Origin of the sequence: Flavobacterium sp. (assembly GCF_024305175.1) — a bacterium.
Lineage (GTDB): Bacteria > Bacteroidota > Bacteroidia > Flavobacteriales > Flavobacteriaceae > Flavobacterium.
The window spans coordinates 24,286-37,097 of record NZ_JAMWYY010000028.1; the positions used below are offsets into that span (position 1 = coordinate 24,286).

A 12,812-nucleotide genomic window follows, 5' to 3' on the forward strand; every position below is an offset into this window, starting at 1 on the left:
TGGCAATGTCTCACAAATTAAAAATATGCTTTATAATACCTTCAGTTAAATCGGGAGGCATAGAAACATACCTGTTAAGGTTTCTAAAGTACCTTAATAACAGTATGGATGTTACCGTTTTGGTGCGAAACAGCAATAAAGACGAATTGTTTGAAGCCTACCAAAAAACAGGCGCCCGCATGGTCTTTCAGCCATTAGGTAACTTCAGCCCTTCTAAAATGAGGTGGTATTACCGTTTTTTTAAAGCTAATGCCTTTGATGTTGTGTGCGATTTTAATGCCAACTTTGCAGGGCAAACCATGATGCTCAGCAAACTGGCCGGTGTAAAAAAGCGCATAACATTTTACAGGCAAAGCAGCCACCTTTTTACAAACCCCACAAAGCTCAGGATTGGTTACTCAAACTTCCTGAACAGGCTGGTATATAAATACAGTACAGATATTTTTGCCAATTCAGCTACAGGTTTAAAATTCTTCTTCAAAAATGAATATCCTGCTGATACGCGTTTTGAGGTTATTAAGAACGGAATTGAGATTGAAGAATACATAAACCCGGCAGCCGAAAACAAAGAACAGCTAAGGCAGAAGCTTGGCTTACCTGCTGATAAGTTTATAATTGGCCATACTGGGCGTTTTACCGAAGCAAAAAATCATTATTTTTTACTGGATGTAGCCAAAATACTGATTGATGCTGACAGCACTGTTTTTTTTGTGTTAATAGGTAATAACACAGATAAGTTGATTCCATATATTGAAAAATTGCAGATAAGCAATAATGTGCAGGTATTAGGTTATAAAAGTAATATACCGGAGTATCTCAGGGCTTTTGATATGTATTTCTTCCCTTCGGTTACAGAGGGGCAGCCTAATGCTTTGATAGAGGCAATGGTTACAGGTTTACCTGTGGTTACTTCTAATATTTCAGCAATTGCAGAATGCCTTCCGCAGGATGGCCACCACTGCCTTATAGACCCCTATAATGCAGAAGCAACAGCACAGAAAATTGCTGAAGTAAAAAATAACAGTACCGCATATACTTTCAGGGAATATGCAATCAGTAATTTTGATTCGGCTATCCAGTTTAAAAATTTTAAAGACAAATTATCAGGTTAATAATATGAGAAAAGTTTTATTTGTTCACGATGGCCCGCGCTGGAAAGACTCAAAGGGTAACCAGTACGGATCTAAGGCAGACCTGGATATGTATGCACGCTATATGTACCTGGGCAATCAGGTTGAATTTGCAATGCGCGTCTTTAAAACGGATGATACATCTAAACTGATTAACCTTAATGAAAATGGGCTTTATGTAAAAGAGATAGCCCCGTTTAACAGGCCTGCTCTTTTAAAAAATTATTTTAAAAGCAAACAGGAAATTATACGACAGGTTGAGGAGGCAGATGTTATAGTAGTGAGGCTGCCAAGTACTATTGGCTCTGTAGCGGTTGCACATGCTAAAAAAATAAACAAACCTTATCTTGTAGAGGTGGTTGTATGCCCTTGGGATACTTTAAGGAACCACGGTTCTCTTGGTAAGCTGTATGCGCCTTTTTCCAGGAATAAACTAAGAAAACTGGTAGCCGATGCTCCCTATGTTATATATGTAACCAAAAAATTCCTTCAGGGGCGTTACCCGACAAAATATGGTGGTGTGGGTATATCAGACGTTGTGTTAACTAATCTTCCCACCCAAAATAATAAGGAAGCACGCTATGCTGATTTTGATATAAAAAAACCGATAACTTTCACCTCTTTGGGTGCTGTAAACCTGCCTCACAAAGGCCATCATTATGTAATAGAAGCTATGGCTACCCTTGTTAAGGAAGGGTATGATGTGCATTATAATATTGTAGGTGGCGGTGATACCGCAAGGCTTACCAATATAGCACAACAGTTTGGTGTGGCAGACAGGGTTAATTTTCCGGGAAAAATACCTCATGAAGAGATATTCAGCATATTAGAAAACACCGATTTATACTTACAGCCAAGTGATGCAGAGGGCCTTCCAAGAGCGCTTATAGAAGCTATGAGTGTCGGTTGTGCATGTGTAGGATCTGATGTGGCAGGAATACCAGAACTACTTGATGACAGCGCGGTATTTAAAAAGGGTAATGTAAATGACCTGACAGATAAAATAAAGAAGGTTTTAAACCGCGATGTGCTGGTTTCGCACAGTAAAAGAAACTTTGAACTGGCTAAAGAGTATGAGTTTAACGCCTTAGAGGTTAAGAGGCGCGAATATTACGATAAATTTTTACAAAGCATAAATGAAAAATAAAATTTTAGTTGTTCCCGGTAATACCGATTTAAACAGGGGAGACCAGGCACTTGTTTGGGAATCTATCCGTGTTTTTGAAGATGTTTTCCCTGACCTGCAGGTATATCTATATGAATCGGGTGCAAATGAAAGAGAAAAAACATTGCAAAAGGCACAATCGGTAGGGCTGGGTTATGAGTTTATTACCAGGATATTACAGCATCCGCGTGTTAAAAGCAAAAACACATCTACAGAAATTAAGTACAGTAAATTTGTTTACATTAAGTGGGGTTTTACCGCAATATCTGATTTTATTAGCACATTGCTGCTCACCTCGCGGTTTTCATTTTTTAATGCAATAGGCAGGGCAAGCCTTTCTGCAGAGCAAAAAAAATCGTTAGAGCTTTTTCCTCAGCTTTCGGCTATTGTGGTTAAAGGCGGAGGCTTTTTGCACAGCTACGGTAAAATATATGACGCCTATGTTATGTATTATTTTCTTTTCGACCTTATGCTGGCACACCGTTATAAAGTAAAAACTATTATACTGCCCAACTCTATAGGCCCTTTAAAAAACAGCCTTGCCAAATGGCTGGTAAAAAGGGTTATAAAGAAGTCGTCATTTATATCGGTTCGCGAAGATGTATCTAAAGAGTTTGTAAGGAAAGAACTGGGTATAAATGCACCTACTATTCCTGATCTTGGCTTTTTCCTTAAAGGGGCAGAAGAAGATATGTTGCCTTACCTGGAATCTAAGGGCTTTGATAAAACAAAGAAAAATATAGCAATAACGCTAAGGCCATACCGTTTTGACGGCTATGCCAATGCAGATGAGCTTTACAGCAACTACCTTAACGAAATTGCCCGTTTTATAGAAACGCAGGTTAACCGTGGTTACCGCATCAGCCTTGTAGCGCACACGCTGGGGCCAAGCGCCCACGAAGACGACAGGCTTGCGCTAAAGGATGTGTATAACAACCTGAATGAGCAGCTTAAAGCCTCTGTAGTATATATGGAAGATTTCGCGCTTAACTGCAGGCAAATGCAAAAGCTGTATTCTTATTACGATTTGCTGGTGGGTACCAGGTTTCACTCTGTAATATTTGCCCTTAACGAAAAAACACCATCTATTGCCATTGCATATGGCGGTAATAAAAGCTATGGCATTATGAAAGATATCGGCGTGCCGGAATATGTTTTGGGCATCGATTCTGTTGCATCTGCTAAACTTAATGAAATGGTTGAAAAGCTGGAGGAAGGCAAGCAGGATTATCTTGATAAGATAGATAAATATCAGTTTAAGCTGGTACAGGAGCGCAACAAACTGGTGCAGGATCTTAAAAACATTTTTTAATGAAAAAGATTCTATTTGTAGCTAACATACATAAGCATTTCAGGGCTTTTCATATACCCTACATACAGTACCTGCAAAGTATAGGCTATGAGGTTCATGTTGCCGCAAATGACCCCGAAACCAAGATACATGAAGCAGACAAGCAGTATAACCTTCCTATAAACAGGAACCCTTTTTCTGTAAATAACGTAAAGGCTACGCGCCAGCTCGAAAAAATAATAGAAAAGGAAAACTATAACCTTATACACTGCCACACGGCAATGGGCTCTGTAGTGGCAAGGCTGGCTGCAAAAAAGTTCAGGTTAAGAGGAAGCCTTAAGGTGCTTTATACCGCACACGGTTTCCACTTTTATAAAGGCTCTCCTAAAATATACTGGATGCTGTATTACCCTATGGAGAAATACCTTTCTCAGTACACTGACGGTATTATTACCATGAACGAGGAAGATTATAATGTGGTAACCGAGCGTAACTTTGCCGTAAAAAATGTATTTAAAACATCAGGGGTAGGCATTAATTCGGATAAGTTTAAAGGTGTATCGTCTACAGATAAAAATGTAATAAGGGAAAAAAACGGATATAGCCCGGATACTTTTATCATAATTTATATTGCCGAATTTATTAACAGGAAAGACCATAAATTTATACTGGAAAGCATACCTTTGATAAAGGAAAAGATAAGCAATTTTAAATTTATCTTTGCAGGCAGGGGTATACTTAAAGAAGCTACAGAAGAATATGCACGCCAACAGGGAGTTGCAGGTTATGTAGACTTCTTAGGTTTCCGTAAAGATATTGGCGAGCTTATAACCATGTCTGATATTGGCGTATCGGTGAGCAAGCAGGAAGGTTTGCCTATGAATGTGGCGGAAGAAATGTATGCGGCAAAACCCGTTGTAGCTTCGGATATACGCGGACATGCTGACCTGATAGACAGTGGCGAGAACGGTTACCTGTTTAACAGGGACGATAAAAATGCTTTTGCAGACAATATAGCTAAATTGTATTCTGATAAGGAGCTTTACAGCAAAATGTCGGGCGAGGCAAAGAAGAAGTCGGCACGTTTTGAGCTTTCTAACTGCCTGGAAGAGATGAAAGTAATATATAATAAATTTTTATAAATGCTTTACAGGAAGGTTATAAAACCATTTTCAGATTTTTTGATAGCCTTTATGGTACTGCTGTTAGCATCGCCTGTTTTACTGGTGCTTATAGTGCTGCTTGCCATATTTAACCAGGGCAGTATATTTTTCTTTCAGGACCGTCCCGGTCAGCATGGTAAGGTGTTCAGGGTTATAAAGTTTAAAACCATGAACGACAGGAAAGATGCCAGCGGCAACCTTTTGCCCGATGAGGTAAGGCTTACCAAAGTGGGCAAATTTATACGCACCACTTCATTAGATGAGCTTCCGCAGCTTATAAATGTGGTTAGGGGTGATATGAGCCTTGTAGGCCCGCGCCCGTTGCTGGTTAAATACCTGCCCCTTTATAATGCAAGGCAGGCGCGCCGCCATGAGGTTAAGCCGGGCATTACCGGCTGGGCACAGGTAAACGGCAGGAACGCCATATCATGGGAGCAAAAGTTTGAATATGATGTTTATTATGTAGATAACCTTTCTTTTGCTTTAGATTTAAAAATTATATATTTAACAGTACTTAAGGTTATTAAACGCAGCGATATAAACACGCAGGGCGTGGCAACAACAATACCTTTTACAGGAACTAAAGAAAATAATACTTAAAAACATACCAATCATGCAGGAAAAATTTATAGATGCTCTTAAAGAGGCCCTTGAAATGGAAGACCAGGAAGTAAACTTTAGTGATAACTTCAGGGATTATGATACCTGGGATTCATTAAGTAGGCTTTCGCTTATAGCTGTTTTAGACAGTGAGTTTGATGTACAGATAGAAGATGCTGAATTTGCAAAACTGGTAACAGTAGAAGATTTATATAACGCTGTTGCCGCTAAACAACAATAATAAATTATGGCTTTACTGGAGTTTAAAAATATCGGGATAAAAGGTATTGCTGCGGCAGTGCCCAAAACGGTTATTAATAACTATGAATATACCCGTTATTTTCCTGCCGAAGATGTAAAGGATATTGTAGATAAAGTAGGTATTTATGAAAGAAGGTTTGCAGATGATAACACCTGCGCATCAGACCTTTGCTATCATGCTGCTGAAAAGCTTATCGAAGATATGCAGATAGATAAAAGCGAAATAGACCTTTTGGTGTTTGTATCGCAAACGGCAGATTACCGCATGCCTGCAACATCAATTATATTGCAGGACAGGCTGGGGCTCGGTAAAAACACCATAGCATTTGATGTTAACCTGGGTTGCTCAGGGTTTGTTTACGGGCTATCTATCGTTTACAATTTTGTGCAGCAGCAGGGCATCCGTAAGGCACTGCTTTTAGATGGCGAAACCCGCTCGCGCGTGTACAGCCCCAAAGACAGGAAAACAGCCTTTTTATTTGGAGACGGCGGCATAGCAGCCCTGATAGAAAAAGATGAAGCCTTTGGCAACAGTTGGTTCTCCTTAAATTCTGACGGCTCACGCTCTTCACTCATAAAAATGGATGCCGGCGGTTACAGGAACCCCAGCACACCCGAAACGCTTACCGAAAAAGTAGTTGATGAGCATGGCAACATCCGTACGGATGAGCACGGCTATATGAACGGTGCCGATGTGTTTAATTTTGTACTGGCAGAAGTGCCGAAGGATATCAAGAAAACATTTGCTTATGCCGAAGCGGATATGAGCAGGCCTGACTTTTTTGTTTTCCACCAGGCAAACAGCTACATGAACGAATATTTACAAAAAAAATTAAAACTGGATGCTGACAAAGTACCTGCATCCGTAGGTAAGTTTGGCAATACCTCTTCGGTTTCTATACCGCTCACAATAGTATCAGAGCTTCAGCACAAACTGCAAGGCGATAAAGAACTGTTCCTGTGCGGCTTTGGCGTGGGTATGTCATGGGCATCGGCATTAATAAAAACCAACAACTGCCATATTAGCGATATAGTAGAAATATGAACGAAGCAGTAAAAGCTTTTCAGCTTAATGGTAAAGTTATAGCGGTTACCGGCGCATCATCCGGTATTGGCAGGCAAATAGCAATAACCTGCAGTAAACTTGGCGCCACACTGGTGCTTTTTGGCAGGAACCGCGAAAGGCTACAGGAAACGCTTGAACATACAGATGAGCCACAACGCCATTTGGTGTTTGATCTTGATATAAATGATTCAGCATTTGTTGCCGATGCAGTAAAGCAGGCTGTTGCACAAAAAGGCGCATTTAGCGGACTTGTTAATTGTGCAGGTGTATCGCCAACCATGCCGCTCCGCGCCACTACCGAAGCAAAAATGCAGGAGGTCTTTAATACAAATGTTATTGCCGCCATGAGCCTTACTAAAACAGTATGCAAGGCATCCAACATAATTCCCGATGGTGGCAGCGTAGTGTTTGTAGCCTCTGTAATGGGCACTGTGGGCGAAATGGGCAAATCGTTATATGGCATGAGCAAAGGCGCTCTTATTGCCGGGGCAAAGTCTTTGGCGGTAGAGTATGCATCAAAAAACATCCGCTTCAATACCATATCTCCAGGAGTGGTGGTAACGCCAATGTCTATGTCATCAGAATATAGCAAAGATGAACAGAAATTACAGTTTGTTACCGGTTTGCATCCGCTGGGGCTGGGCAAGCCCGAAGATATCGCTAACGGTGCTGCCTTCTTACTCTCTGATGCCTCGCGCTGGATTACCGGAACTGATATTGTAATTGATGGCGGCTATACAGCAAAATAGCAAATAAAACCAACCTTATTAACCATGGATAAATACATAATTATAGGTGCAGGAGGCCATGCAGCCGAAATAGATGAATATCTTGCACATGCCAATATGCTTTCAGGTACTTCTAAATATTCAGTTTGCGGCTTTATAGATGATAATGAGGCAGGATATAGTTCTTATTCATTCTCGGCACCTTACCTTGGCACTATTAAAGACCATGTTATAGATAGCTCCTGTTTTTATATAATGGGTATTGCCAATCTTGCTTTCCGCAAAGCCATTACCGAAGATTTTCTTACAAAAGGCGCTGTATTTAAAACCTTTATACATCCTTTAGCGTATGTATCTCCATCAGCAAAAATAGGCGAGGGTGTTGTAATAGCTCCTTATGTAAATGTTGGGCCTAATGTTGTTGTGGGTAATTATACACTTATCAACTCAAGGGCAAGTATGGGGCATGATACCAGGATAGGCAATTATAATTTTATCAGCCCTAATGTATGCTTTTCAGGATTTACAGTAGTGGGAGATGAAAACCTTTTTGGCATAAACTCCGCATCTATACCTAAGATATCAATTGGCAACCGCAATAAAATTGCAGCAGGGATGATTATAGAGCGGGATATAGAAGATGATACAACTTACTTTCACAGGTTTAAGGAAAAGGTCCTTGCCATACCTAAAGTTTAGATAACATAAAACCTTTATAAATTACTTAAAATTTAAATAGCCTGTTAAAAACGTTACATTAAAACCGCTACTTTTGCGGCTTAAACAAACCTTACCACATTATCATGGAAAAAAGCAAAATATGGCTCTCTTCACCACATATGGGGGGTAATGAGCAGGTATATATTAAAGAAGCGTTCGATACTAACTGGGTAGCGCCATTAGGGCCTAACGTAAATGGTTTTGAACAGGATCTTGAAAAATATCTTAATACTGATATTCATGTTTCCGCTTTAAGTTCCGGTACTGCAGCACTTCACCTTAGCCTTGTTATGCTTGGTGTGGGCGCAGGTGATGAGGTTATATGCCAGAGCATGACGTTTTCTGCAAGTGCAAACCCAATAGCTTATCAGGGGGCTACTCCTGTTTTTGTTGACAGTGAGCCTGAAACATGGAATATTTGCCCTATAGCGCTTGAAGAAGCCATAAAAGACCGTATAGCAAAAGGCAACAAGCCAAAAGCTATTATAGCGGTTCATTTATACGGCATGCCATTTAAAGCAGACGAAATTACAGCTATAGCCAATAAATATGACATACCTTTGGTAGAAGACAGTGCAGAGGCACTGGGCAGTACTTATAAAGGCAAAAAGTGTGGTACTTTTGGTGAGTATGGAGTGTTGTCATTTAATGGTAATAAAATTATTACTACTTCCGGCGGGGGCGCGATGGTTACCAAAAGCAAAGAAAAGAAAGATAAAGTGGTGTTTTTATCTACACAGGCAAGAGATAATGCCCCGCATTACCAGCATAGTGAAATTGGTTATAACTACCGCATGAGCAATATATGTGCAGGTATTGGACGCGGACAAATGGAGGTGCTTGACAGCCATATAGAAAAGCGCAGGGCAATGAACCATTTTTACCGTGACTTATTTAAAGGCAATGATGCCGTTACTGTGTTTACAGAACCTAATGATGATTATTTTTCTAACCACTGGCTTACAGCTATTACTATAGACCCTGAAAAGAACGGTGGCAAGACACGTGAGGATTTACGCAAAGCTCTGGATGCTGAGAATATAGAGTCAAGGCCGCTATGGAAACCAATGCACATGCAACCGGTGTTTGAAAAGTATCCGTATTATGGAGGAAAGGTTTGCGAACAGTTATTTGAAAACGGACTTTGCCTGCCATCAGGTTCTAACTTAAATGATGACGAACGGTCGAGGATTAAAAATGCAATAGCACGATATTTATGATGATTTTTAAGAGTTTATGTTAAAAAAGTTATAAATTTGTTTCAAGGGGGGCATGATAGATGACTAAGTTAAAACTGAAGAAGTAGTGGAGAAAAAAGTTAAAAAAAATGTTGCTGATGCAATTGATTATGCGTTAGACAGCACTAAGCTCTGGCATACTTTTCATAACCTGGGCTACCTGCCAAGATGGATAATTTTCCTCCTTGATGTATTTGTTGTGTCTGTAACCGCCCTGATAAGTTACCTGCTTATCTACCGCACAGGCGAAATATATATTAAGCACCATCTGCTTAGTATAAGTGTGCCTGCCTATCTTCTGATAAGTGTGCTGACTTTTCGTGTTTTCAGGACATACTCGGGCATTATAAGGCACTCTTCCTATATAGATGCGGTTAAAATATTTTTCTCGCAATTTACAACAGCATTCCTGTTACTGGCATTAAACAGCTTTTATAAATCATTAACAGGAGATTTACTTTTCCTGAACATAGGTATACTTATTAATGCAGTATTTTCGTTTAGCTGCCTTTTCCTGTACAGGGTTCTTGTAAAGCAGTTTTTTGAGAATTATCTTAACCAATCTAAAAAACTTCAGCTAACACGTGCCATAATTTATGGCACCGATGCCAACGCTATTGCGGTAGCCAACGCGCTAAAATCGGAAGTTCCTGCAAGGTTTAAACTGGTTGGCTTTATAGATAAGTACAGCCAGAACAAATCTAAAATGATTCTTGGGCTGCCTATATTGCAGCACAAAAAGAAGACATCTACACTTATGCGCGTTTTTAATGCGCAGGCATTAATACTTGCAGATAAAAGCCTTACTAAAGACGAAAAGCTTGCAATTGTAGATGAATGTCTTGACTTTAATTATAAAGTATATACCGTTCCGCTGGTATCTGACTGGGAAGACCAGAAAGAAATTTCGAAAAAGATTAAAAACTTCCAGATTCAGGATTTACTGGAGCGTAAGCCAATTGTTCTCGACAATTATTCTATATCATCTCAGTTAAAAGGAAAGCGTGTACTTATAACAGGTGCGGCAGGATCTATAGGCAGCGAAATAGTGCGCCAGGTAATCCAGTTTGATCCACAGTGTGTTATCATGCTCGACCAGGCCGAAACACCGTTGCACCACCTGAGCCTTGAGATAAGCAAGATAGAATCTAAAAGCGAGCTTGTAACTGTTATTTCTGATGTAAGGAACAGGACACAGGCAGAACAGGTGTTTAAAAAATATAAGCCGCATGTGGTATATCATGCCGCAGCTTACAAGCATGTGCCACTTATGGAGCAAAACCCGTCTCAGGCAATATTTGTTAATGTGTTAGGTACAAAAAATATAGCTGACCTTTCTTGCGAGTATGGAGCCGACAGTTTTGTAATGGTATCTACAGATAAGGCGGTTAACCCAAGTAATGTTATGGGGGCGAGCAAGCGTATAGCCGAGAAATATGTACAGGGCCTTCATAACAAATTTATTGCTGAAAATGCCAGTGGCCCTAAGTTTATTACTACGCGCTTTGGTAATGTTTTGGGTTCTAACGGCTCTGTAGTTCCGTTGTTTACCAAACAGATAGAAAGCGGAGGGCCTATTACGCTTACACACCCGGATATTATAAGATATTTTATGACAATACCCGAAGCATGCCAGCTTGTGCTTGAGGCCGGTGCTATGGGTAAAGGCGGCGAAATATATATTTTTGATATGGGCAAGCCGGTTAAAATTATTGACCTTGCCAAGAAAATGATACGTCTTGCAGGCTTTGTTCCTGATAAGGAAATAGAGATTAAAATTGTTGGCTTAAGGCCCGGAGAAAAGCTGTATGAGGAGCTTTTAAATGACAAGTCGAAAACACTGCCCACTCACCATGACAAAATAATGATAGCCGAGGAGGAAAATGATGACTTTAACCAGTTGCGTTACCTTACTGACTGCCTTATAGAGAGCGCCTACACATTTAATAATGAAGATGTGGTAATGCAGATGAAAATGATTGTACCTGAATTTAAAAGCATGAATTCAGCCTTTGAAGCTTTGGATAAGGATATCGTTAAGAAATAATGTTTTTTTATTAAGTAGTATATTTAGTAGGTATAAAAAATTATCTTTGCCCCAAATCAGGATTAAATTCCCAGTTAAATTTAACTTTTCATGATAAAGAGGATTTTAGCGTTATTTTCAATATTGTTTTTAATCACTTCATGTGTTTCAAATAAAAAAATTGTTTATCTGAGTGAAAATAATGCAGACAGTGAAACAATAAATGCGGTAAATTATGCTAATGTGCTGCAACCTGATGATAATCTTGTAATTACTGTTACTGCAGATGAGCCGGAACTGGCCGCTCCCTTTAACTTAATGTATCTTAACTTACAGAGTAACCAGATAAACAGCGGAGCAAATAACGACGTTTTAATCAGTTATCTTATAGACTCTAACGGAGAGATCGATTTTGCCGGCTTAGGTAAAGTAAAGCTTGCAGGGCTTACACGGGTAGAGGCTGAAGAGAAAATAAGGAAAATGCTCGAGAAGCAGATTACCAACCCAAGCGTTAATCTTAGGGTGATTAATTTTAAAGTATCAGTTATCGGAGAGGTAAACCGCCCTGGCCCTGTTAATGTAGTAGGCGACAGGATAACCTTACTTGAAGCTTTAGGTACTGCGGGAGATATGACTATTTACGGGAAAAGGAAAGAGATAATGGTTATCCGCGATAAAGACGGAGTTGTTACACTTAATACAGTTGATATTACAAGTGCTGATTTTATTAAAAGTGAGTTCTTTTACCTTGACCATAACGATGTAGTATATGTAAAGCCTAATAAAACAAAGGTAAATTCATCAATTATAGGGCCTAACTTAACTGTAGGTATATCTGCTATTTCACTTATAGTTACAATAATTGCACTAAGTACAAGATAAAATGCAAATAGAGGAAAAAAACAGTAATAATCAGGAGTCTCAGTTTGACCTAAAACGTTCTATATATACCTATCTTTCAAAATGGCCATGGTTTATAGTAGGCGTTTTAGTTTGTTTATCATGCGCATTTGTTTATTTAAGATATACCATACCAAGCTATAGTGCTTCAGCTATTATACTTGTAAAGGATGATAAAAAGGGAGGAATGGTTTCTGAACTGGCAGCACTTAGCGAAGTAGACCTTATGGGTAATATTAAAAGTACTGTTGATAATGAAATTGAAATTATAAAGTCGAGGACAATTGCAGAATCAGCAGTAAGAGATCTTAACCTGAACATAAAGTATAAGCGCGAAGGCAGGGTAAAGACTGTTGACTTATACAGCAACTCTCCTATAAGCGTTATACTTGCCGATAAGGATGCTGTAAAAAACAGTCACAAGTACAAAGTTGAATATACCGGCGGAAATAATTATTCACTCCTTGATGAAGAGGAAAATAAAATTGGCAGTTACAAGTTTGGTGAGCCGGTAAAACACAAGA

13 protein-coding genes are annotated in these 12,812 nt (G+C 39.5%); all 13 read left to right on the forward strand.

Annotated elements, in window-relative coordinates:
• Positions 1–5: 5 nt before the first annotated feature.
• Positions 6–1,112, forward strand: coding sequence for a glycosyltransferase (locus Q0K96_RS08625; RefSeq protein ID WP_297333600.1), 1,107 nt, complete (start codon positions 6–8; stop codon positions 1,110–1,112).
• 4 nt (positions 1,113–1,116) lie between these two features.
• Entirely contained in the window at positions 1,117–2,277 is a 1,161-nt protein-coding gene (locus Q0K96_RS08630; RefSeq protein WP_297333601.1) for a glycosyltransferase family 4 protein, read from the forward strand.
• Positions 2,267–3,607, forward strand: a complete 1,341-nt coding sequence (locus Q0K96_RS08635; protein WP_297333602.1) for a polysaccharide pyruvyl transferase family protein — start codon at positions 2,267–2,269, stop codon at positions 3,605–3,607. Before Q0K96_RS08630 ends, Q0K96_RS08635 begins: the two co-directional genes overlap by 11 nt.
• The gene (locus Q0K96_RS08640; protein WP_297333603.1) at positions 3,607–4,728 is read left to right on the forward strand and encodes a glycosyltransferase family 4 protein; all 1,122 of its coding nucleotides are present in this window, start codon (positions 3,607–3,609) and stop codon (positions 4,726–4,728) included. Before Q0K96_RS08635 ends, Q0K96_RS08640 begins: the two co-directional genes overlap by 1 nt.
• Entirely contained in the window at positions 4,729–5,349 is a 621-nt protein-coding gene (locus tag Q0K96_RS08645) for a sugar transferase (RefSeq protein ID WP_297333604.1), read from the forward strand.
• A gap of 13 nt (positions 5,350–5,362) precedes the next feature.
• Positions 5,363–5,590 (forward strand): acyl carrier protein, encoded by a 228-nt coding sequence (locus Q0K96_RS08650; RefSeq protein WP_297333605.1) that lies wholly within the window; start codon positions 5,363–5,365, stop codon positions 5,588–5,590.
• A gap of 6 nt (positions 5,591–5,596) precedes the next feature.
• Positions 5,597–6,655 (forward strand): ketoacyl-ACP synthase III, encoded by a 1,059-nt coding sequence (locus Q0K96_RS08655; RefSeq protein WP_297333606.1) that lies wholly within the window; start codon positions 5,597–5,599, stop codon positions 6,653–6,655.
• Positions 6,652–7,425, forward strand: a complete 774-nt coding sequence (locus tag Q0K96_RS08660) for an SDR family oxidoreductase (RefSeq protein WP_297333607.1) — start codon at positions 6,652–6,654, stop codon at positions 7,423–7,425. The genes Q0K96_RS08655 and Q0K96_RS08660 overlap by 4 nt, the downstream gene beginning before the upstream one ends.
• Before the next feature lie 24 nt (positions 7,426–7,449).
• The gene (locus Q0K96_RS08665) at positions 7,450–8,103 is read left to right on the forward strand and encodes an acetyltransferase (RefSeq protein WP_297333608.1); all 654 of its coding nucleotides are present in this window, start codon (positions 7,450–7,452) and stop codon (positions 8,101–8,103) included.
• Positions 8,104–8,207: 104 nt separating this feature from the next.
• Positions 8,208–9,344, forward strand: a complete 1,137-nt coding sequence (locus Q0K96_RS08670; RefSeq protein ID WP_297333609.1) for an aminotransferase class I/II-fold pyridoxal phosphate-dependent enzyme — start codon at positions 8,208–8,210, stop codon at positions 9,342–9,344.
• Positions 9,345–9,429: 85 nt separating this feature from the next.
• Complete coding sequence (locus Q0K96_RS08675) at positions 9,430–11,409, forward strand: nucleoside-diphosphate sugar epimerase/dehydratase (RefSeq protein ID WP_297333610.1); 1,980 nt, start codon at positions 9,430–9,432, stop codon at positions 11,407–11,409.
• A gap of 90 nt (positions 11,410–11,499) precedes the next feature.
• On the forward strand, positions 11,500–12,270 hold the full coding sequence (locus Q0K96_RS08680) for a polysaccharide biosynthesis/export family protein (RefSeq protein WP_297333611.1): 771 nt from the start codon (positions 11,500–11,502) through the stop codon (positions 12,268–12,270).
• Position 12,271: 1 nt separating this feature from the next.
• Positions 12,272–12,812, forward strand: a 541-nt coding sequence (locus Q0K96_RS08685; protein WP_297333612.1) for a Wzz/FepE/Etk N-terminal domain-containing protein, incomplete at its 3' end; no start/stop codon positions are given.